A 22428-nucleotide genomic window follows, 5' to 3' on the forward strand; every position below is an offset into this window, starting at 1 on the left:
GACAGCCCAGGGTGATCACGGTGGGTCCGCCCGAGTGGAAGACGAGAAGCCAGCTGTCGTCGGTGAGCTGGTGCCCGTCTTCGGTGTGGGAGCGGATGTCGGAACCGTCGATCCACGCCTGGAGGGTGCGCCTGGAGTCGTCGTACCACGCGCGGTCGTCCATCTCCGCGCCGTCGGCGCCGAACCACACGAGGTCGGGATGGCCGGTGGGTGTGCGCCTGCCTTCGAAGAATTCCGGCTGGCGCAGCGCGGGGGAGGCGCGTCGGAGGTCGAGGGCCCGGGTGACGAATGCGGTGAGAGTCGTGTCCCCGGTACTCCAGTCGAGTGGCCAGGAGTCTTCACGCGGGGTGTCTTCGGGGACGCAGTACGCGTTGTTGTTGCCGCCGAGGGTGTGACCGAACTCGTCGCCTGCGGTGAACATCGGCGTGCCGGTCGACAGTGCGAGCGTGGCCAGGAGCGCGCGGACGTGCCGGGACCGCGCCTCGATGATCGACGGATCGTCGGTGGGGCCTTCGACGCCGTGGTCGACGGAGTCGTTGTGATCGGCGCCGTCCCGGTTGTCCTCGCCGTTCGCCTCGTTGTGTTTGCGGCGGTACGACACGAGGTCCGCGGCGGTGAAACCGTCGTGCGCGGTCACGAAATTGACGGACGCCCACGGCCGCCGGTTTCCGAACACGTCCTCGGAACCCGCCACCCGGGAGGCGAGATCGCGTACCCCGGTGCCGCCGTTCCAGAACCGTCGAACGGTGTTGCGGTACTTGTCGTTCCATTCCGACCACTGAACGCCGAAGTGCCCGACCCGATATCCGTCCGACGTGGCGTCCCACGGTTCGGCGATCAGTTTGCACCGGGAGAGAACGGGATCCGCCGTGATCGCGGAGAAGATCGAAGCGCGGGAATCGAATCGGCCGCCGCCGGGCCGGCCGAGAGCGGACGCGAGGTCGAACCGGAAGCCGTCGACCCCCATCTCGTGCGCCCAGTAGCGCAGGCTGTCGCCGATCATCCGGACGGCGACGGGCGACTGTGCGTCGACGGTGTTCCCGCAGCCGGTGAGATCGATGTCGCGACCGTCGGAGTCGAGGAGGTAGTAGCCGGGGGCGTCGAGGCCGCGCCAGCTGAGGCTGATGCCGTCGACGCCCTGTTCGCAGGTGTGGTTGTACACCACGTCGAGGACGACCTCGATCCCCGCGGCGTGCAGCGCGTCGACCATCGTGTGGAATTCGGTGATCTCCTGACCGGGCACCACCGCATAACCCGGGTGAGGGGCGAAGAACGCCGCGGTGGCGTACCCCCAGTGGTTGCGCATGCCCCGCGAACGCACGGTGGCCTCGGAGATGTACGCCTGGACGGGAAGCAGTTCGACCGCGGTCACCCCGAGACGGACGAGATGACCGACGACGGCGGGTTCCGCGAGACCCAGATACGTTCCGCGGTACTGCGGCGGCACGTCGGGGTGCCGTGCGGTGAACGATCCCACGTGAAGTTCGTAGACAACGGTTTCCTCCCACGGCCTTTCGATCCGCGGTCCGCTCGTGCGGGCGTGGTCGGCCGTCACCACCGACAGAGGGGTGTGGCCCAGGCTGTCGACGCGCGACGGGCCGCCGAACGGGTCGCCGTCGTGGGAGACGAGTGCGTCGTGGTCGCCGAGTTCGCCCGTGATGCCGGTCGCCCACGGATCCAGAAGCAGCTTGGCGGGGTTGAGGCGCACGCCGCGTGCGGGCTCCCAGCGTCCGTGCGCGCGGTAGCCGTAGCGCTGTCCCGCACCGACGCCCTCGACGATGCCGTGCCAGATGCCGTACGTCCGCTGGACCAGGTCGATCCGCGTCTCGTCGCCGTCCTCGGAAATCAGGCACACCTGTACCAGTTCGGCGTCGGGAGCGTGGACCGCGAACTGCGTTCCGGTGCCACGCACATTCGCTCCCAGGGGAAACGGTGATCCGGGCAGCCGCAGACTCGGCGGGAGCGACGACATCTCGCCGGGGTGCGAATCGATGTGAGGCGACACGCAACTGATCCTGCCGTGAATGCTCGGAAGATGTGCGGGAAGATGGGTCCGTGCATGAACCTGATCCTGATCTCCTCATCGAATTCGACGACGTTCTCCTCCGCCGCGGGGGCAACACTCTGGTGGGCCCGGTCACCTGGAAGGTGGAACTCGACGAGCGGTGGGTCGTCCTCGGACCGAACGGGGCAGGGAAGACGTCGTTGCTCCGGATCGCGGCCGCCGAACTGCATCCCACGAGCGGAAGCGCCTACCTTCTCGGCGAGCGGCTCGGCCGCGTCGACATCAACGAACTGCGTCCGCGGATCGGACTGTCCTCCTCGGCGCTCGCCAACCGGGTGCCGTCCGAGGAGATCGTGACCGATCTCGTCGTCTCCGCCGGCTACGCGGTCCTCGGACGCTGGCGTGAGCGCTACGACGACATGGACACCGACCGTGCCGTCGAGATGCTCGAGAGCCTCGGTGCCGAGCACCTCGCCAGACGCACGTACGGCACCCTGTCCGAGGGTGAGCGCAAGCGCGTCCTCATCGCCCGTGCGCTGATGACCGACCCGGAACTACTGCTGCTCGACGAGCCCGCCGCCGGTCTCGACCTAGGTGGGCGCGAGGAACTCGTCGCGCGCCTCACCGATCTCGCCGCCGACCCCGACGCCCCCGCGACGGTCCTCATCACCCACCACGTCGAGGAGATCCCGCCGGGCTTCACTCATGCACTGCTCCTCAAGGAGGGGGAGGTCGTCTCGCAGGGGCTCCTGGATCAGGTCATCACGGCCGAGAACCTCAGCGAGGCGTTCAGCCAGTCCATCAGCCTGGACAAGGTCGACGGCCGGTTCTTCGCGCGGCGGACCCGCGTCCCCGGCGCGCACCGGCGAGGCTGAGGACCGGCGGTCACACCGGGGGACCGACTGCGACCCGCGTCACCCGGCGGCGTAGGTTCCGAGACATGGTCTCGAAGCAAGAGCAGGCGCCCCGCGACAGTACCGACGTGGCACCCAAGGACGCGTCCACGGTCATCCTCATCCGTGACGCCGCGGCAGATGTCGCGGCGTCCGGTATCGAGGTGTTCCTCCTCCGCCGGGTGAAGGGGATGGCGTTCGCCGGCGGCATGACCGTGTTCCCCGGCGGCGGGGTCGACCCGTCCGACGCCGAAGCCGAGGTCGACTGGGCGGGACCGTCCGTCGACTGGTGGGCCGGGCGGTTCTCCACCGATGCGGCGCGCGCGAAGGCCCTCGTATGTGCGGCGGTGCGTGAGACGTTCGAGGAATGCGGCGTGCTCCTCGCGGGATCGAGCGCGGACACGGTCGTGGCGGACACGTCCCGTTATTCGCAGTCCCGAACACAGCTCGAGAAGCGGGAACTGTCGTTCAGCGACTTCCTGAAGCGCGAGAACCTCGTCCTGCGGGCCGACCTGCTGCGGCCCTGGGCCAACTGGATCACCCCGGTCGGCGAGGGCCGCCGCTACGACACGCGTTTCTTCGTCGCCGCCGCACCGCACGGCCAGATCGCGGACGGCGCGACGTCCGAGGCCGAGGAGGTGCAGTGGCAGAGTCCCGCCGCGGCGCTCGCGCACTGGCAGGGCGGCGGAAGCATTCTGCTGCCGCCGACGTGGAGTCAGCTCACGGGGCTCAGCGCGTTCGGTTCGGTCGCGGAGGTGCTGGCCGCGGAGCCGGAGATCCCGGTGATCCTGCCGACTCTGATCACGGACGAGGAGCAGCTCCGCGTCGAGTTCCCGGGGCAGGACGGCTACTACGAAGCCGGTCCGCATCCGTGGGCGTCCCGCGACTGATCGCGATGCGGCGGGCCGCGAAACCGGGTCGGAGGCAGACAAGTAGCCTTTTGCCTCATGGCTGAGTTTGTCACTCTCGAGGTATCCGAAGGCATCGGCACGATCCGGCTGGCGCGCCCCCCGATGAACGCCCTGAACCGCCAGGTTCAGCAGGAGTTGCGGGCAGCGGCGCGGGAGGCGACCGTCAACGCCGACGTGAAGGCCGTCATCGTCTACGGCGGCGAGAAGGTCTTCGCCGCGGGCGCGGACGTGAAGGAAATGTCCGAGATGGACTTCGGGCAGATGTCCGACGTGATCGGCGACCTGCAGTCCGACCTCGCGGCGGTCTCCGAGATCCCGAAGCCCACCGTTGCCGCCATCACGGGGTACGCGCTCGGCGGCGGCCTGGAGGTCGCGCTGTCGGCGGACCGGCGCATCGCGGGCGACAACGCCAAGCTCGGCGTGCCGGAGATCCTGCTCGGCATCATCCCCGGCGGCGGCGGCACTCAGCGTCTCGCCCGGCTGATCGGACCGTCCAAGGCCAAGGATCTACTGTTCACCGGCCGGTTCGTCGACGCCGAGGAGGCTCTCGCGATCGGTCTGGTCGACGAGGTCGTGGCGCCGGACGACGTGTACGAGGCGGCCCGCACGTGGGCGTCGCAGTTCACGAAGGGAGCGGGCCGCGCCCTGGCTGCGGCGAAGGCCGCCGTGGACCGTGGGCTGGACGTCGACCTGGGGACCGGGCTCGCGGTGGAGCGTCAGCTGTTCACCTCGTTGTTCGCCACCCAGGACCGCAAGATCGGGATGGAATCGTTCATCGAGAACGGCCCAGGTAAGGCTCAGTTCACAGGCGAGTAGTCTGGAGCCCGAAACTAGAACCTGTTCACTCTTACCAGCGAGTAGGATTTGCCGCATGACTGCAAGCGCCCATGACGACCCAGCTCCTCATCCGCACGCCACCGCCGAAGAGGTAGAGGCTGCGCTGAAGGACACCAAACTCGCCCAGGTGCTGTACCACGACTGGGAAGCCGAGACGTACGACGAGAAGTGGTCGATCTCGTACGACGAGCGGTGCATCGACTACGCGCGCGGACGTTTCGACGCCGTCGCGGGCGATCAGCCGCTGCCCTACGAGCGGGCGCTCGAACTGGGCTGCGGCACCGGATTCTTCCTCCTCAACCTGATGCAGGGCGGGGTCGCGAAGACCGGTTCGGTCACCGACCTGTCGCCCGGCATGGTGAAGGTCGCCCTCCGCAACGCCGAGGGCCTGGGATTGTCCGTCGACGGCCGCGTCGCCGACGCCGAAACCATCCCGTACGAGGACGGTACGTTCGACCTCGTCGTGGGACACGCTGTCCTGCATCACATCCCGGATGTCGAGCAGTCGCTGCGCGAGGTTCTGCGCGTCCTGAAGCCGGGCGGGCGTTTCGTGTTCGCCGGTGAGCCGACCACGATCGGCAACTTCTACGCCCGCTGGCTGGGTCGCGCGACGTGGGAGGTCACCACCCGGGTCACCAAGTTGCCGTTCCTAGCGGACTGGCGTCGCCCGCAGGCGGAATTGGACGAGTCCTCCCGCGCGGCCGCGCTCGAGGCCGTCGTCGACCTCCACACGTTCGATCCGAGCGACCTCGAGAAGATCGCGAAGTCGGCAGGCGCCGAGCAGGTTCACGCGGCCACCGAGGAATTCGCCGCCGCTCTGCTCGGGTGGCCCGTCCGCACGTTCGAGGCGGCTGTGCCCCCGGAGAAGCTGGGCTGGGGCTGGGGGCGTTTCGCGTTCACCGGATGGAAGACGCTCAGCTGGGTCGACGAGAAGGTTCTCCGGCACGTGGTTCCACGGGGATTCTTCTACAACGTCATGATCACCGGCGTGAAGCCCGGCAACTGAATTGGGCTATGCGTTCACTGCCGGGGACGTGGAGTTCCTGCAGAGCCCGGACGGGGCAGCCGCGCTCGCGGAGGTGGACGGCTTCGCACTGACCACGTCTACGCGCCTGGCCGACATCGGCCGGGCGCGTACGCGTTTCGGCTCACACGTGGCGCTGCTGGTGGAGACCGTGCTGTTGCGGCGGAAGGCGGCAGCCAAACTTCCCGGCACCGAAAACTGGTTCTTCACCGACGACGCCCTGCAACAGGCGACACCGCGTGCGGTCGCCGCACACCGTGCGACGCGGCTGAAGGACCGGCACGTCCACGACGTCACGTGCTCCATCGGCGCCGAACTGGACGCGGTGGCCGGGACGGCCGCAACCGTGATCGGCAGCGACCTCGACCCGGTCCGGCTCCTGATGGCGCAGCACAACGTTCCCGGGGCGGCCGTTCTCCGCGCCGACGCGCTCGTCCCGTGCACCCGCGGCACCGTCGTGCTCGCGGATCCGGCGCGACGGTCCGGCGGCAGGCGCACACACGACCCCGCCGCGCTGGAGCCGCCGCTGCCCGATCTGATCGACGCATACCGTGGACGGGATCTCGCGGTGAAGTGCGCCCCCGGACTCGATTTCGACCGGCTCGGCTGGGACGGCGAGGTGGAGGTGGTGTCGCTCGACGGCGGCGTGCGCGAGGCGTGCCTGTGGTCGCCGGGACTGTCCGGAGCCGGTGTCACCCGGCGAGCGAGCGTCCTCGGCTCCGACGGCACCGCGTGGACGGTGACGGACGCCGAGGACGACGACATCCCCGAACGCGCGCCGGGCGAGTGGATCATAGACCCCGACGGCGCCGTCGTGCGTGCGGGCCTGGTGCGGCACTACGCCGCCCGGCACGGGCTGTGGCAGCTGGATCCCCGGATCGCCTATCTCACCGGCGATTCGGTCCCCGACGGCGTGCGGGGCTTCCGCATTCTCGAACAGGTGAAGTATTCGGAGAAGTCGCTGCGGCAGGAGCTGGCGCGGCACGACTGCGGGGTGGCGGAAATCCTCGTGCGCGGCGTCGACGTCGATCCCGCGGTCCTGCGTCCCAAGCTGAAGCTGCGCGGAAGTCGTTCGCTCAGTGTGGTGATCACGCGGATCGGCCGAGCCGGCGTCGTCTTCATCTGCGCTTCGCGCCCGTGAGTACTTCTTAACCGCCGGACGTTAATAAGTACTCACGGGTCAGCGGAGGACGAAAAGCTCTCCGAGCAGTGTCGGCGTGAGAACTTCACCCTTCGGCCCGACGGACGTGCCGACCGTGAAGCCCTTCGCCCCGGGCAGGGTGTCCTGGTCGAGGGTTTCGCCGGTCCCGGTGTCGAACGTGAGCATCGCCAGTCCGTCCGTACCCTCGCGGACCACCGCGTAACCGGTGGACCCGGCCGTCTGGGCCGGGACGCCCAGCTGCAGCAGATCCTTCCGCTCCCAGACAAGTTCGGCATGATCGCCCTTGTCCTGCAACGCCAGCAGGTGGCCGTCGAGTCCGCCCGCGGGGATGATCAGACCGTCCGCGGACGTCGACGGGCTGCCGGCGGCGGCATACCCGATGTCGTAACTCCACTTCGGATCGCCGGTCGCGGAATCGATCGCCCACAACGTGCCCCAGTTGTCGTTGGTGTAGACGACGGAGCCGTCGGCCGACAGATCGGGACTGGACGCGCTGCCGCCCGGCAGTGCATCGCTGGACCATTCCTGAGTGATCGCGGGGTTGTCGCCGCCGGAGTACTTCATTGCGACGAGTTCCGCCGCGGGTGCTCCTGGGGCGAAGAACGTGAAGTAGAACTTGCCGGACTCGAGGTCGATGGCCGGCATGTTCGCCACCGGGCAGTCGGGTGCGCCGAAGAAGCAGCCGCTGAGGCCCTTGTCGTCGGGCAGGATGTCGACGGTCGCGCCCTCGGCGACGGACGGCGGCGGGACGAGATCGTACGGCGCCACGACCTTCTGACCGGTCTGCGTGTCCACGACGTTGATCTGGCCGAGCTGGGTGATGAAGAGGAGATTGCCGTCGCCGGTGAACTGCGCCGACAGCGGCGTCCCGACCACCGGTGTGCGCCAACGCAGCTGGCCGTACTCGTTGAACGAGTTGATGGCGCCGTTCTCACCCACGTACACGTTGGCGGCGCCGTCGACGATCGGCGTGGAGGCCACGACACCCGGCGCGAGCTGACGGCACCAGCGTTTGCGGCCGCTGTCCATCTGGTAGGAGAAGAGGTTGCAGCCCTTCTCGGTGCGGGCCGTGATGAAGATCTGGCCGCTGGCGGCCACCGACGCGTAATTCGCCACCGGACCGCCGAGCGGCCGCGACCAGGCGAAGGAGAGTTCGCGGGAACCGGTGACGGGGCTGGTGTCGCTGTTGCGGGCGTCGGCGTGCATGCCGGGCCACCCGCCTGCGGAGAAGATGTCGTCGACCTGCGTTCCGCTGCTGCAGCCGCTGAGGACGACAGCCGAGATCGTCGCCAGCGCCAGTACTGACGAACGTAGGACCCGCCGCATTACTTCTCCTCGTCTTCGATAACGCTCGGCCCAGAGACTATCCCGCCGAGGCTGCGCCGATCGGCACACCCCGATGCCGGTGTCGGAGTCCGGACGCACCCGACCGGGGGCCCGAGCTGTGAACGTAGGCTGACAGGCTATGACGAGCATGTGGGGCGCACCGTTGCGTACGAGGTGGCGAGGATCCCGGCGGAGCGACAGCGAGCAGGCCCGCTTCCTGACACGCGACTCGCTGCGATGGGTGCTGGCGAACAAGGCGTACACGCCGTGGTACCTCGTGCGGTACTACCGGCTCGCGAAGTTCAAGCTGGCCAACCCGCACGTGATCCTGCGCGGCATGGTGTTCCTCGGCAAGCGGGTGGAGATCCATTCGACCCCCGACCTGTCGCGGCTCGAGATCGGCCGCTGGGTGCACATCGGCGACGGCAACGCGATCCGCTGCCACGAGGGTTCGCTGCGCATCGGCGACAAGGTGGTCTTCGGCAAGGACAACGTCGTCAACACGTACCTCGACATCGAGATCGGCGCGTCGACGCTCGTGGCCGACTGGTGCTACATCACCGACTTCGATCACCGCATGGACGATGTGAACGTCCCGATCAAGGATCAGGGCATCGTGAAGGGCCCGGTCCGCATCGGACCCGACACGTGGGTGGCGGCCAAGGTCACGGTTCTCCGCAACACGCGGGTGGGGCGAGGCTGTGTTCTCGGCGCGCATGCCGTCGTCAAGGGTGACATCCCGGACTTCAGCATCGCCGTCGGCTCGCCGGCCAAGCCCGTGAAGAACCGCAAGGCCGAGTGGGAGGCGGGTGCGTCCGAACGCGCGAAGTACATCGCGGCCCTCGAGGACATCGCCCGGAAGAAGGCGGCGCAGGAGAACTGACCGGCGCGGTGGCATAGTCGGCAGCATGACCGCGTCGGGCAGTGAACTCGAGGAGCGCATCCGGGCGCTCCTCGACGCGCGGTCCGCGAATTCGAGCATCTGCCCGTCGGATGTCGCGCGGGCCGTCGCACCGGACGACTGGCGTCCCCTCATGGAGCCGGTGCGGGAGGCCGCCCGGCGCCTGGCCGATGCCGGGGAGGTCGAGGTCACTCAGAAGGGTGCCGTCGTGGATCCGGGATCGGCACGGGGTCCGATCCGGATCCGGCGGGCCCGCGCGGACTGAGGGCCACGTCAGCGACCGGGCAGCGGACGCTCGGGAATCTCCGGCCTCGCCAACGGGTGCCGCACGCGACGCTTGGCGCCCGCGTAGACGTGGACGGTGTCCTCGGCCACCTTGTTCCAGTCGAAATCCGCGGTGAGACGGTCACGGGCGGCCACCGCGCGCTGCTGGGCGCCGGCCGGGTCGTCGAGGACCTCCCGGACCGCGGACGTGAGCCCGGTGACGTCGCCCGGCTGGAACGACATGCCGGTCTCGCCGTCGACGACCGCTTCACCGAGGCCGCCGGCGGTGGACGCCACGAGCGGGGTGCCGGAGGCGGCGGCTTCGAGTGCGATGATGCCGAACGGTTCGTACCGGCTGGGCAGGACGATGGCGTCGGCGCCGTGCAGCCACCCGAGCAGTTCGATGTGGTCGAGGTTGCCGAGGAAGTTCACGGCACGGGCGACGCGATGGGTGCGGGCCTGCTGGTAGAGCCAGGTGAACTGGGTGCCTTCACCGGCGATCGACAGCGTGGTCCCGGGGTGGCTGCGGCGGATGCGGGGGAGCGCGGCGATGGCGTCCTGCACGCCCTTCTCGTATTCGAGGCGGCCGACGAACAGTAGTTTCGGCGGTCCGGACCGTGGCGCGCGCTCGCGGAAGCTCCAGGTGGTGAGGTCGATTCCGTTGCGGATCACCGTGGTCGGTGGGAGCTGCGGACCGTAGAGTGTGGTCACTTCGTCCTGCATCGACGCGGAACAGGTGATGAGCGCATCGGATTCGTTGGCCAGCCACCATTCCACCGAATGCACCTGCCGGTTGATCCGGCCGGACACCCAGCCGCTGTGCCGTCCGGCCTCGGTGGCGTGGAGTGTGGAAACCAAAGGGACGTCGTAGAATTCGGCCAACGCGATGGCGGGGTGGGCCACGAGCCAGTCGTGTGCGTGCACCACGTCCGGCTGCCAGCCCTCCCCGACACCGGGCTTGTGCAGGGCGACGCCGGCCCGCACCATCGCGTGCCCCATCGCGAGTGTCCACGCCAGCATGTCCTCGCCGAAGACGAAGTGCGCGGGGTCCTCGGCGACGGCGACGACCAGCACGCCGTCCTCGATGTGGGTGACGGTGGGATGGGTGGAGGCGTCGGTGCCCGACGGCCGCCGCGACAACACCACCACTTCGTGTCCGGCCGCCGCGAGTTCGGTGGCCAGGTGGTGGACGTGGCGGCCGAGACCGCCGACCACGACGGGTGGGTACTCCCACGACACGATCAGGATCTTCACGACGCCCCTCCCTCGGTGCCCGTCAGCCGGTGCTCCCTGCCGGGCAGACGCCGCGCGTCGAGCCCGGGGAACAGGCCGTCGGCGCGATTCCATCCCTCTGCGAGCCGGTTCGCGGCCGCGTCCTTGCCCGCCGACACCGCGGCCGCGATTTCGCGGGTGGCATGTGCGTGCTTGTGTGCCCGGTCGCGGGCATATCCGGCCGCGGAATCCTTGCTGACCATGAACGCCCAGTCGCTCGACACCGTTATGAGTGCCTCCCGCAGTATCTGATCGTTCACGCGGTTCCGGAGCGCGGGACGTCCGGGGGCAGCATTGGTGTCGCGGGTCTTGTCCACGGTGTCGAGGGCGGTCGCGACCACCTCGGAGTTGAGTTGCACCAGGTCCGAGACCTGATCGCCGGCCCATACCCGCCAATCCTTGCCGGATCCCCACGATGATCTCTCGAGCTGGACGGGTTCGCCCACGTAGCCCTGCCGCCGGGCGTCATCGAGGGTGCCGACCCGGATTCCGGCCTCGGGCAGCGCCCGCAGCACCTTCTCGAGCCACTCGGGGCCCTCGTGCCACCAGTGCCCGAACAGTTCCGTGTCGAACGCGGCGACGACGAGCGCGGGCCGTCCGATGCGCTCCGACTCGTCGCGCAGGCGCCTGCGGACGGTGGCGACGAAGTCGGCCACGTGCCGGTCGACCGCGGCCGTAGCCAGGGCGGGGTCGTATGGCGCCTTGTCGGCCGAGTCGACCGTGCGGCCGGTCACCCGGGCCGGTTTGAGGCCGGTGTCGTGGTCGTACGTGTGGAAGTCACGGTAGGCGCCGTGCCCGGGGTAGCCCGACTTCGGCGACCACACCCGGTAACTCACCTGCAGGTCGCGTCCGAACGCGACCACGTCGGACTCACGGACCGGTCTGCCGAGCGACGTGTCGCCGCGCAGGGCGGGACCGTCGACCATGAAATGAGTGACACCCGCCTCGGCGTATCCGGTCTCCATGCCGGGGGTGTACCCGCATTCGGGCCCCCAGATACCTGTCGGCGTGCAGTTCCACCGCGCGGCGGCGTCGGCGAGCCCCTCGCTGAGGGAGAAGGCGCGCAACCGCGGGTCGAGCAGCGGCTGGAACGGGTGGGCAAGCGGCCCGCCCAGCAGTTCGAACGCCCCGCGGTCGAGAAGGTCGCGCAGTAGCGGTGAGCCGCCGTGCCGCCAGCGCAGTTCGAAGTCGGCGAGGGCGGCGGCGGACGCGCGGTGCTCGCGGGCACCGAGATCGCGGTGCGCGTCGTCGGGCATGCCTGCCGCCTCGTGTGCGCGGATCTGCCAGTTCCCGAGCCAGTGGTGCATCCCCACCAGACAGTGCGGATCATCGAGCTGAGCTGCGAGAACCGGGGTGATGCCGAGGGTCAGCAGGTGTGAGCGACCCTCGTCGGACAGCCGCCGCAACATCGCGGTGAGAGGGAGGTACGACGCCGCCCACGACTGGTACAGCCACTCCTCGCCCACCGGCCACCGGCCGTGATTGGCGAGCCAGGGCAGGTGGGAGTGCAGGACCAGGCAGAACATACCCGGTTCCGTCGCGTCGCCCGCTCCGGTGCGGTTGTCGGATTCGGTCACCGAACAGGATCCTTCACCGCGACGGCCACCAGGTCGAGGCTGTCGTCGATGTCGCCCTCGTGCAAGGCGAAGTCGTCGAGGGTGATGCCCTCGACGTCGCGGGTCAGTTCGTCGGGCCAGGGTTCGCCGGCGAGTGCGCGGTCGATCTGCGCGCCGATGAACGAGCCGCCGTGCTTCGCGTCGAGGGACTTCAGCCGGTCGCCGTGATGGACGCCGGTCATGAGGGCGACCCTGAATCCGGCCTCCTCGAGCAGTCCGGTCAGCTCGGCCGCGTCGAGTTCGCGGGTGTGGAACGGATTGAGGGGCGTGTCGCGGCCCGGCGAGAACGTGATGCGGTTGGGGGTGCTGACGAGCAGTTCCCCGCCGGGCGTCAGCACCCGGAAGCATTCGCGGAGGAACTGGGCCTGGTCCCACAGGTGTTCGATCACCTGGAAATTGACGACGGTGTCGACGGATTCGTCGTCGAGGGGAAGCTCCGCGAGGTTGCCGTGCAGCATCTCGACGCGGGGGTAGCGCGCACGGACGTGTTCGACCGCGGAGATGTCGTAGTCGAGTCCGGTGACGCTCTGTGCCACGTCGGCAATCATGTTGGCGCCGTAGCCTTCTCCGGATCCGGCCTCGAGTACCCGGCGTCCCGTGCAGCGGGGGAGGAGGTCGCGGTAGACGACCTCGTGCCGCCGGAACCAGTAGTTCTCCTCGGGGATCCCGGGCACGGTCCGCTCGCCCGTGAGGGGCAGCTGCTCGTCGCCGGTCGATGGCAATTGCTCGTGACCGAGCGGGGGCAGTGGTGCGTCCTCGCGGTCGCCGACAAATGATTCGCTCACCGCTGCGAGGTTAGTGCCACCGGCAAGGTCGCTCGTCCAGGTGGTCTACATCACAGGGATGAAATGCGCATTCGGCCGTTATGGTGAACGAGACTTTCACGCAAGTTACCGACTGGTAACTTAACGTGGGGTAATCTGTCGCAGAGCCATCGTGCGACGAAATATCGACAACGAGAGCTCGGCCCACGCGGAGCAACTCACGATAACCACGCAAGAACACACAGGAGGTCGACGAAGACCCATGACGAACATCGTTGTTTTGATCAAGCAGGTCCCCGACACGTGGTCCGAGCGCAAGCTGACCGACGGTGACTACACGCTTGACCGCGAGGCCGCCGATGCAGTGCTCGACGAGATCAACGAGCGCGCCGTCGAAGAAGCGCTCCTGATCAAGGAGGCTCAGGGCGGCGAGGTGACCGTCCTCTCCGCAGGTCCGGACCGTGCCACCGACGCCATCCGCAAGGCCCTGTCCATGGGTGCCGACAAGGCAGTGCACATCAACGACCCGGCCCTCCACGGCTCCGACGCGGTGCAGACCGCGTGGACCCTGGCCGCGGCGCTCGGACAGATCACGTTCGAGAACGAAGAGCCTGCCGACCTGATCATCGCCGGCAACGAGGCCACCGACGGCCGCGTCGGCGCCGTTCCGGCCATCATCGCCGAGTACCTGGGCATCCCGCAGCTCACCCAGCTGCGCAAGCTCACGGTCGCCGACGGCACCGTCACCGGAGAGCGCGAGACCGACGAGGGCGTCTTCGGCCTCGAGGCGAGCCTGCCGGCCATCGTCAGCGTCACCGAGAAGATCAACGAGCCCCGCTTCCCCTCCTTCAAGGGCATCATGGCCGCGAAGAAGAAGGAAGTTCTCGTCTACACGTTGGCCGACCTCGGTGTCGACCCGGAGACCGTCGGCGTCGCCAACGCGGGCACCACCGTCACCGCCTCCACCCCCAAGCCCCCGCGTACCGCTGGTGAGCGCATCGTCGACGAGGGCGACGGCGGCAGCAAGATCGCTGCCTACCTCGTGGGCCAGAAGATCATCTGATCGCGCCCCTCTACAGACCAGCAGACACATACAGGGAGAGTTAGACATGGCAGAAGTACTGGTGCTCGTCGAGCACGCAGAGGGTGCGCTGAAGAAGGTCAGCACCGAACTCATCACCGCCGCTCGCGCGCTCGGTGAGCCGGCCGCAGTGGTCACCGGTCCCGCCGGTACCGCCGACAAGCTGGCCGAGGGCCTCGCCGCCGCAGGCGCGGCCAAGATCTACGTCGCCGAGTCGGACGACATCGACGGCTACCTGGTCACCCCGAAGGTCGACGTGCTCGCGTCGCTCGTCGAGTCGGCCGCGCCGGCTGCGGTCATCACCGCCGCCAGCGTCGAGGGCAAGGAGGTCTCCGGACGTCTTGCTGCCCGCATCGGCTCCGGCCTGCTCGTCGACGTCGTCGACGTGAAGTCCGACGGCAGTGCCGTGCACTCCATCTTCGGTGGCGCATTCACCGTCGACGCCAAGGCCAACGGCGACGTCCCGGTCATCTCGGTCCGCCCGGGTGCCATCGAGGCGAAGCCCGAAGCCGGCGCAGGCGAGAAGGTCTCCGTCGAGGTCCCGGCCCAGGAAGAGGGCGCCGTCAAGATCACCTCGCGTGATCCGATCGTCGGTGGCGACCGCCCCGAGCTCACCGAGGCGACCGTCGTCGTCTCCGGTGGCCGCGGTGTCGGCAGCGCCGACAAGTTCACCGTCGTCGAGGAACTCGCCGACTCGCTGGGTGCCGCTGTCGGTGCCTCGCGTGCCGCGGTCGACTCGGGCTACTACCCGGGACAGTTCCAGGTCGGTCAGACCGGCAAGACGGTCTCCCCGCAGCTGTACATCGCGCTCGGCATCTCCGGTGCCATCCAGCACCGCGCCGGTATGCAGACGTCGAAGACCATCGTCGCCGTGAACAAGGACGAGGAAGCCCCGATCTTCGAGATCGCGGACTACGGCATCGTCGGCGACCTGTTCAACGTCGCTCCGCAGCTCACCGAGGCAGTCAAGGCCCACAAGGGCTGATTCTCGGCCGACGGCGGCCCCGTTCCCTCGCCGGGAGCGGGGCCGTCGTCGTATCTTCCGTCGTTCATCCGGGCTGCATCGACACGACACCCGGGCGATGCCCTCACGCCGCCCCTGCTCGGTAAACCTGCGCCATGACAACTTCGTCAGTTCTCCGCGCACCGAGTGAGACCGCCGATTCTGTTGTAACCGCGCCCCGATACTCCCTGGTCGTCTCGTCCGACCGCGAACACCGCGTTTCCGCCCAGCGGCTGCGCTACCGCGTGTTCGCCTCCGAACCCGGATTCTCCGTCCCCGCGCACGCGGACGCCCTCGACGCCGACCGGTTCGACGACTTCTGTGACCACCTCCTCGTCCGCCACGAGGAGACCGGCGAGTTCGTCGGTTGCTACCGCATGCTCCCGCCCGACGCCGCTGCCCAGGCCGGTGGCTATTACACCGCCACCGAATTCGACATCTCCGCGCTCGACCCCGTCGGCAACCGCATCGTCGAGATGGGCCGGGCGTGCGTCGACCCCGACCACCGCTCCGGTTCGGTGCTGAGCCTGATGTGGGCAGGCATCCTCCACTACCTGCAGCTCACCGGATACGAATGGGTCATGGGATGCGTCTCCGTGCCGATGCGCGAGCATCCGGACGCGGTGGCCGGATCCAACGTCCGAGGGGTGCGCGACCTGCTGCTCCGCAAGTACGGCAACGACCCGGCCGCGCGGGCCGTGCCCAGGAACCCGGTGCGCGTCGACGGGCGGTCGCTCGACGAGATCGAGCCGCCCGCCCGGCCGACCCTGCCGCCGCTGCTCCGGGGCTACCTGCGCCTCGGCGCCAAGGTGTGCGGTGAGCCCGCGCACGATCCGGAGTTCGGTGTCGCCGATTTCGTCGCACTGCAGGGACTGCACGGCGCCAACGAGCGCTACCTCGAACGCCTGCGTTCGGCATCGGCCACTCTCGAGGCGGGAGCACGAGCATGAGCACGGCGGTGTCCGAGTCGCCCGAGGCGACCGTGCACTCGTGGATGCCGTCGAGTCCGTGCGGCGCGGGATGTCTGCCCGCGGAGGCGAACGGAGTGTCGATCCCGACCGTGGTCGTTCGCTGGTGCCTCGTCGTGTCGGCACTGGCGACGGCGCCGCTCCTGACCGCGGGATGGCTGCTGCCGCGGTCGTGGCGGACCGGTCTGCAGCGGCGGTACGCAGCGATCCTGTTGCGCTGCGTGGGAATTCGCCTCGTCGTCGTCGATCATCGTGGAAAGCGCCGTCACACCGGCGGGATCCTGGTGGTGGCCGGCCACGTGTCGTGGACCGATGTGCTGGTGCTCAGCGCGCTCGCCCCGGCGAACTTCGTCGCCCGCGGGGATCTGCTGGACTGGCCGGTTCTGGGGTCGCTCGCGCAGCGGATGAGGGTCGTCCCGATCGAGCGGCAGAACCTGCGCGCACTCCCGGACACGGTGGCGACGACGGCGGGCAGGCTGCGCGACGGCGAACGAGTCGTGGCGTTCCCGGAGGGCACCACGTGGTGCGGACGGGCGTACGGCGGTTTCCGGCCTGCGCTGTTCCAGGCGGCGATCGACGCGGAATGCCCGGTCCAGCCGATCTCGCTGCGGTACACCGGCCGGGGCGGGGACCTGACGACCGGGCCGTGCTTCGTCGGCGAGGAGACGATCGGCCAGTCGATCCGGCGCATCATCCGCCAGAAGGGAGTCACCGCGGAGGTCCGGCTGGCGCCGATCGAGTACCCGGGGGACTGCCGCCGCGATCTGGCGACCCGGTGTGAGCGCGCCGCGCGGGGCGATGAACGGATCGATCTCGCAGCGCACGACATCGTCGATCCGCTGCAGGGTGCGGTCGGGACGGCGGCCGTGGGCATCGAGGCGGCGGAGCGTCTCGTCGCCTGAGCTATCCTGGTCACGTCATGACCTCTGCCCGCAGTGCCGATCACCCCGTCTACCTGGACCACGCAGCCACCACTCCCATGGTGCCCGCTGCCGTCCGGGCGATGACCGACATCTTCACGACCGTGGGCAATGCGTCCTCGCTGCACGGTTCCGGACGCGCCGCCCGCCGTCGCATCGAGGAGGCCCGCGAGTCCATCGCCGCCGACCTCGGTGCCAGGCCGTCCGAGGTCATCTTCACCTCCGGCGGCACCGAGAGCGACAATCTCGCGGTCAAGGGCATCTTCTGGGCCCGGCGGGACGCCGACCCCGACCGGGTGCGGATTCTCGCCAGTTCCGTGGAGCACCATGCGGTTCTCGACGCGGTGGAGTGGCTCGAGAAGCACGAGGGTGCCCAGGTCACGTGGCTGCCCGTCGACGAACTGGGCCGGGTGTCCCCGCAGGCGCTGCGCGACGAACTCGCCGTCAACGCGGACGAGACGGCCCTGGTCACGATCATGTGGGCCAACAACGAGGTCGGCACGATCATGCCGATCACCGAACTCGCCGCCGTGGCGGCCGAGTTCGGTGTGCCGATGCACAGCGACGCCGTCCAGGCCGTCACGCACATCCCCGTGGACTTCGCTGCGAGCGGGCTGTCCGCGCTGAGCATCGCCGCGCACAAGGTCGGCGGACCGCAGGGCGTCGGTGCGCTGCTGCTGGGACGGCAGGTGCCGTGTGTGCCGCTGCTGCACGGCGGGGGACACGAGCGCGACCTGCGTTCGGGTACCCCGGACACGGCGGGCGTCGTCGGTATGGCGGCGGCGCTGCGCGACACGACCGCCGACCTCGACTCCCGCGCGACGGAACTGACCGTCCTGCGCGACCGCTTGATCGAGCGTGTCGGCGAGACCGTTCCCGATGCCGTGCTGAACGGGCCGGTGGGCAGCGCGCGGCTGCCGGGCAACGCCCACTTCACGTTCCCCGGCTGCGAGGGCGATTCGCTGCTGATGTTGCTCGACGCCGCCGGGATCGAGTGTTCGACCGGGTCGGCGTGTACCGCCGGAGTTGCTCGTCCGAGCCACGTCCTGACCGCGATGGGCGTGGATTCCGCGACCGCGCGGGGATCGTTGCGTTTCTCGTTCGGGCACACGTCGACGGTCGCGGACGTGGATGCAGTCATCGCGGCACTGCCGCAAGTTGTGGAGCGGGCCCGCGCCGCCGGGCTCGCCGGTGTCGGAGCGCGTGGAGGGGATCGTTGATGCGAGTACTGGCGGCCATGAGTGGCGGTGTGGATTCCGCGGTGGCGGCGGCACGGGCGGTCGCTGCCGGGCACGACGTGGTGGGCGTGCATCTCGCGCTGTCCGCCGAGCCGGGCACGCTGCGGACCGGATCCCGGGGGTGCTGCTCCAAGGAGGACGCCGGTGATGCCCGGCGTGCCGCGGACGTGCTCGGAATCCCGTTCTACGTCTGGGATTTCGCCGACCGCTTCAAGGAAGACGTGATCGACGACTTCGTGGCGTCGTACGCCGCGGGGGAGACCCCCAACCCGTGCCTGCGGTGCAACGAGAAGATCAAGTTCGCGGCGCTCGCGGACCGTGCGATCGCCCTAGGGTTCGACGCGGTGGCCACCGGCCACTACGCGCAACTCGAGAACGGCGTGCTGCGCCGCGCCGTCGACGCGGACAAGGATCAGTCGTACGTGCTCGGTGTGCTCACCGCCGAGCAGTTGTCGCGGGCGATGTTCCCGGTGGGGGACACCCCGAAGGGCCAGATCCGGGAGGAGGCCGCCGAACGCGGCCTCGCCGTGGCGAACAAGCCCGACAGCCACGACATCTGCTTCATCCCGTCCGGCGACACCCGCGCATTCCTCGGTGCCCGCATCGGTGTTCGCCCGGGCAGTGTGGTCGACGCCGATTCGGGTGAGGTGCTCGCGGAACACGAAGGCGTGCACGGTTTCACGATCGGCCAGCGGAAGGGCCTCGGCGTCCAGGGTCCCGCAGCCGACGGGCAACCGCGGTACGTGACGTCCATCGAACCCGACACCGGCACCGTCCGCGTCGGTTCCGCACGCGACCTCGAGGTGCACGCGATCACGGCGGACCGCGCCGTGTGGACGTCCGGGAGCACGCCGACCGGGCCCCTCGAATGCACCGTCCAGGTCCGGGCCCACGGCGGACTCGCCGACGCCGTCGCCGAAGCGGTCGACGGCGGCATCGCCATCTCCCTTCGGGAGCCGCTCACCGGCGTCGCGAAGGGGCAGGCCGTCGTGCTGTACCGGACCGACCCGGCAGGCGACATCGTGCTGGGCAGCGGAACCATCTCGGGTACCGACGCGCGTCCGAACACGCAGTGACGCAGGGTATCTCACTGGCCGGAGCCGTCACCGGCGTCGGCTCGTGGCCGGGCACGGATCCGCGTGAAGCCGCCACGATCGTTCTCGGTGAACTCGGCCGGCTCCCGCACCTCGTCGAGTTGCCCGCCCGCGGGCTCGGCGCCGACATGATCGGCCGCGCCAGCGCTCTGCTCGTGGATCTGCAGCTGGACGTGTCCACGACGGCCTACCGCGTGGTGCAGCGTCGCGGCTCGGTCGCCAAGCGGGCGACCGACCTTCTGAACCAGGATCTCGACGCGCTCGAGGAGGCGTGGGAGAGTGCGGGCCTCGTCGGCGCCGACCACGTGGTGAAGGTGCAGTCGGTGGGTCCACTCACGCTGGCGGCCGAGGTGGAACTCGGCACCGGCCGGCGCGTGCTCACCGATCCCGGCGCGGTGCGCGACTTCGCCGAATCGCTGGGCGAGGGGCTCGCGCGGCACGCCGCGGAAGTCACGCGACGTCTCGGCGCGCAGGTGCTGGTCCAATTCGACGAGCCGCGACTGCCCGCCGTGCTTGCGGGCACACTGTCCGGTCGGTCGCGGCTCGAGACCGTGCGGGCGATGCCGGAACCGGAGGCTCTCGCCGTGCTCGAGGCCGCCCTCGCCGGCTGCGGCGCGGTGACCATGGTGCATTGCTGCTCCGCCGACCTGCCCACCGACCTTCTGCGGCGCAGCAGTGCCCGTGCGGTGGGTCTGGACGTGTCTCAGCTGGCGTCCGCGGACCTGGACGGCATCGGCGAGTTGCTCGACGCGGGCAAGGAGCTCGCACTCGGCCTCGTCCCGACCGACGCTCCCGCGGTGCCTGCCACGTGGCGCGACCTGGCCCGACCTGCGGTGACGCTGATCGACCGGCTCGGATTTCCGCGCACGACGCTGCGGACCCAGGTCGCCGTGACTCCCGCCTGCGGACTCGCGGGCGCAAGCGCGTCCTGGAGCCGGGACGCGCTGAAGTTGTGCGCCGAGGTGAGCAGCGCGTTCACCGACGACCCCGAATCGCTCTGAGTCCGGCGTTCGGTGTCGGCCGGACCGGTTAATCTTCGGTAGTGAGTGAATCGACCGAAGCCCCGACACCGGCCCCCGGACACATTCGGGAGCACTGGAACGAGCTGGCCGAGGAAGTGCGGCAGCACCAGTTCCGCTATTACGTCCGCGACGCGCCCATCATCTCCGACGGAGAGTTCGACGTGCTGCTGGGCGAGCTGAACGACCTCGAGAACCAGTACCCCGACCTGCGGACGCCCGATTCGCCGACACAACTCGTCGGCGGCGGTTTCGCCACCGACTTCGCCTCCGCCGATCATCTCGAGCGGATGCTGAGTCTCGACAACGTCTTCGCCACCGACGAACTGCGCACCTGGATCAGCCGGGTGGAGCAGGAGACCGGCCCCGACCTGCACTACCTGTGCGAGGTGAAGATCGACGGAGTCGCGCTGAACCTGGTCTACGAGAACGGCCGGCTCGTCCGGGCCGCCACGCGAGGCGACGGCCGAACCGGTGAAGAAGTCACTCTGAACGCGCGAACCATCGACGACATCCCGGAAAAGCTCACCGGCACAGACGAATACCCGGTCCCCGCGCTCCTCGAGGTGCGCGGCGAGGTGTTCTTCCGGCTCGAGGACTTCGCGGCACTCAACGCGGCGCTCGTCGAGGAAGGCAAGGCGCCGTTCGCGAATCCCCGGAACTCCGCGGCCGGGTCGCTGCGGCAGAAGAATCCGGCCGTCACGGCCCGCAGGCGCCTCGGAATGATCTGCCACGGACTCGGCCGCAGTGAAGGATTCGAGCCGGTCTCCCAGTACGACGCGTACACGGCACTGGCGGCGTGGGGCCTGCCGGTGTCGACTCACACCGCGCGTGTCACGGGCGCGGACGCCGTCGTGGACCGGGTGCAGTACTGGGGCGAGCACCGGCACGACGTGGAGCACGAGATCGACGGTCTGGTGGTCAAGGTCGACGAGACGTCGCTGCAACGCCGGCTCGGGTCCACGTCCCGGGCGCCGCGCTGGGCGATCGCCTACAAGTACCCGCCGGAAGAGGCCACCACCAAGCTCCTCGACATCCGGGTCAACGTCGGTCGCACCGGCCGAGTCACCCCGTTCGCCTACATGGAACCGGTCACGGTCGCCGGCTCCACCGTCTCACTCGCCACCCTGCACAACGGCTCCGAGGTCAAACGCAAGGGCGTGCTCATCGGCGACACGGTCGTGCTGCGCAAGGCCGGTGACGTCATCCCCGAGGTCCTCGGGCCCGTGGTCGACGCCCGGACGGGCGACGAGTACGAGTTCGTGATGCCCACCCACTGCCCGGAGTGCGACACGCCGCTGGCCCCCGCCAAGGAGGGTGACGCGGACATTCGCTGCCCCAACCAGCAGTACTGCCCCGCGCAGCTCCGGGAACGCGTGTTCCACGTCGCGGGCCGCGGCGCGTTCGACATCGAGGTCCTCGGCTACGAGGCCGCCACGAGCCTGCTCGAGGCCAAGGCGATCGGCGACGAGGGAGACCTGTTCTCGCTCACCGAGGACGATCTGCTCAAGACGTCGCTCTTCCGGACCAAGGCCGGCGGGCTGTCGGCCAACGGCCGCCGGCTGCTCGACAATCTCGATTCCGCCAAGGACAAGCCGCTGTGGCGGGTGCTGGTCGCGCTGTCCATCCGTCATGTCGGTCCCACGGCGGCGCGTGCGCTGGCCGGTGAATTCGGGTCGCTCGAGCGGATCCGGCAGAGCTCCGTCGAGGAACTCGCCGCTGTGGACGGGGTCGGCGGCACCATCGCCGCGGCCGTCGCCGAGTGGTTCGGTGTCGACTGGCACCAGCAGATCGTGGAGAAGTGGTCCGCGGCCGGGGTTCGCATGGAAGACGAACGTGACGAATCGATTCCGCGCAATCTCGAGGGACTGTCGATCGTCGTCACGGGTTCGCTCGAGACGTTCTCGCGCGACCAGGCGAAGGAGGCGATCCTCGTCCGAGGCGGTAAGGCCGCGGGTTCGGTGTCGAAGAAGACGGCATACGTGGTGGTCGGCGAATCGCCGGGTTCGAAGCACGACAAGGCCGTCGAACTCGGAGTGCAGGTCCTCGACGAGGACGGGTTCCGTCGACTGCTGGAGGGCGGACCGGACGCGGTCGCGGATTCCGGAGTGTGATCGGAACCTCACGCCC

General features: G+C 69.2%; 19 protein-coding genes and 1 pseudogene. 15 read left to right on the forward strand and 5 right to left on the reverse strand.

What is annotated here, in order from left to right:
• Positions 1-4: 4 nt before the first annotated feature.
• A pseudogene (gene glgX / locus QM806_RS16205) lies at positions 5-1972 on the reverse strand (glycogen debranching protein GlgX); the annotation flags it as partial.
• A gap of 83 nt (positions 1973-2055) precedes the next feature.
• Between glgX and QM806_RS16210 the strand changes: the two are divergent.
• From QM806_RS16210 to QM806_RS16230, 5 genes are all read left to right on the forward strand, one after another.
• Positions 2056-2880: an ABC transporter ATP-binding protein gene (locus QM806_RS16210; protein WP_007296831.1), complete on the forward strand. Its 825-nt coding sequence runs from the start codon at positions 2056-2058 to the stop codon at positions 2878-2880.
• A gap of 65 nt (positions 2881-2945) precedes the next feature.
• The gene (locus QM806_RS16215) at positions 2946-3788 is read left to right on the forward strand and encodes an NUDIX hydrolase (RefSeq protein WP_054246651.1); all 843 of its coding nucleotides are present in this window, start codon (positions 2946-2948) and stop codon (positions 3786-3788) included.
• 57 nt (positions 3789-3845) lie between these two features.
• Complete coding sequence (locus QM806_RS16220) at positions 3846-4625, forward strand: enoyl-CoA hydratase/isomerase family protein (protein ID WP_005566345.1); 780 nt, start codon at positions 3846-3848, stop codon at positions 4623-4625.
• A gap of 55 nt (positions 4626-4680) precedes the next feature.
• Positions 4681-5652 (forward strand): class I SAM-dependent methyltransferase, encoded by a 972-nt coding sequence (locus QM806_RS16225; protein WP_005259548.1) that lies wholly within the window; start codon positions 4681-4683, stop codon positions 5650-5652.
• Between the two features lies 1 nt (position 5653).
• Complete coding sequence (locus tag QM806_RS16230) at positions 5654-6811, forward strand: THUMP-like domain-containing protein (RefSeq protein ID WP_005566344.1); 1158 nt, start codon at positions 5654-5656, stop codon at positions 6809-6811.
• A gap of 39 nt (positions 6812-6850) precedes the next feature.
• On the opposite strand, the gene QM806_RS16235 is transcribed toward QM806_RS16230, so the two are convergent.
• Positions 6851-8158, reverse strand: coding sequence for an outer membrane protein assembly factor BamB family protein (locus QM806_RS16235; RefSeq protein WP_054246649.1), 1308 nt, complete (start codon positions 8156-8158; stop codon positions 6851-6853).
• Positions 8159-8297: 139 nt separating this feature from the next.
• Between QM806_RS16235 and QM806_RS16240 the strand changes: the two genes are divergently transcribed.
• Positions 8298-9041, forward strand: a complete 744-nt coding sequence (locus tag QM806_RS16240; RefSeq protein ID WP_005240319.1) for an acyltransferase — start codon at positions 8298-8300, stop codon at positions 9039-9041.
• Positions 9042-9066: 25 nt separating this feature from the next.
• Positions 9067-9324 carry a DUF3253 domain-containing protein gene (locus QM806_RS16245; RefSeq protein ID WP_005566342.1) on the forward strand — a complete coding sequence of 86 codons (258 nt, stop codon included), beginning with the start codon at positions 9067-9069 and terminating at the stop codon, positions 9322-9324.
• A gap of 8 nt (positions 9325-9332) precedes the next feature.
• On the opposite strand, the gene QM806_RS16250 is transcribed toward QM806_RS16245, so the two are convergent.
• The 3 genes from QM806_RS16250 to QM806_RS16260 are packed head-to-tail and all read right to left on the reverse strand — an operon-like array spanning position 9333 to position 12996.
• Positions 9333-10577, reverse strand: coding sequence for a glycosyltransferase family 4 protein (locus QM806_RS16250; RefSeq protein WP_120659268.1), 1245 nt, complete (start codon positions 10575-10577; stop codon positions 9333-9335).
• On the reverse strand, positions 10574-12172 hold the full coding sequence (locus QM806_RS16255) for a 1,4-alpha-glucan branching protein domain-containing protein (protein WP_183102189.1): 1599 nt from the start codon (positions 12170-12172) through the stop codon (positions 10574-10576). Before QM806_RS16255 ends, QM806_RS16250 begins: the two co-directional genes overlap by 4 nt.
• Positions 12169-12996: a class I SAM-dependent methyltransferase gene (locus QM806_RS16260; RefSeq protein ID WP_005569008.1), complete on the reverse strand. Its 828-nt coding sequence runs from the start codon at positions 12994-12996 to the stop codon at positions 12169-12171. Before QM806_RS16260 ends, QM806_RS16255 begins: the two co-directional genes overlap by 4 nt.
• A 241-nt stretch (positions 12997-13237) precedes the next feature.
• Here QM806_RS16260 and QM806_RS16265 point away from each other — a divergent pair, with 241 nt between their 5' ends.
• From QM806_RS16265 to ligA, 8 genes are all read left to right on the forward strand, one after another.
• Entirely contained in the window at positions 13238-14038 is an 801-nt protein-coding gene (locus tag QM806_RS16265; RefSeq protein ID WP_005259535.1) for an electron transfer flavoprotein subunit beta/FixA family protein, read from the forward strand.
• Between the two features lie 46 nt (positions 14039-14084).
• Positions 14085-15041, forward strand: a complete 957-nt coding sequence (locus QM806_RS16270; protein ID WP_005259533.1) for an electron transfer flavoprotein subunit alpha/FixB family protein — start codon at positions 14085-14087, stop codon at positions 15039-15041.
• 134 nt (positions 15042-15175) lie between these two features.
• Positions 15176-16009 carry a GNAT family N-acetyltransferase gene (locus QM806_RS16275; RefSeq protein ID WP_054246646.1) on the forward strand — a complete coding sequence of 278 codons (834 nt, stop codon included), beginning with the start codon at positions 15176-15178 and terminating at the stop codon, positions 16007-16009.
• Positions 16006-16929, forward strand: a complete 924-nt coding sequence (locus QM806_RS16280; protein WP_054246645.1) for a lysophospholipid acyltransferase family protein — start codon at positions 16006-16008, stop codon at positions 16927-16929. The genes QM806_RS16275 and QM806_RS16280 overlap by 4 nt, the downstream gene beginning before the upstream one ends.
• Before the next feature lie 17 nt (positions 16930-16946).
• On the forward strand, positions 16947-18167 hold the full coding sequence (locus QM806_RS16285; protein WP_005566003.1) for a cysteine desulfurase family protein: 1221 nt from the start codon (positions 16947-16949) through the stop codon (positions 18165-18167).
• Entirely contained in the window at positions 18167-19261 is a 1095-nt protein-coding gene (mnmA, locus tag QM806_RS16290) for a tRNA 2-thiouridine(34) synthase MnmA (RefSeq protein WP_007296841.1), read from the forward strand. The genes QM806_RS16285 and mnmA overlap by 1 nt, the downstream gene beginning before the upstream one ends.
• Positions 19258-20280, forward strand: a complete 1023-nt coding sequence (locus QM806_RS16295) for a methionine synthase (protein WP_005259522.1) — start codon at positions 19258-19260, stop codon at positions 20278-20280. The genes mnmA and QM806_RS16295 overlap by 4 nt, the downstream gene beginning before the upstream one ends.
• A gap of 41 nt (positions 20281-20321) precedes the next feature.
• Complete coding sequence (ligA, locus tag QM806_RS16300; protein WP_054246644.1) at positions 20322-22412, forward strand: NAD-dependent DNA ligase LigA; 2091 nt, start codon at positions 20322-20324, stop codon at positions 22410-22412.
• Positions 22413-22428 lie beyond the last annotated feature (16 nt).

The organism is Rhodococcus sp. IEGM 1351 (assembly GCF_030056875.1).
GTDB lineage: Bacteria > Actinomycetota > Actinomycetes > Mycobacteriales > Mycobacteriaceae > Rhodococcus_F > Rhodococcus_F opacus.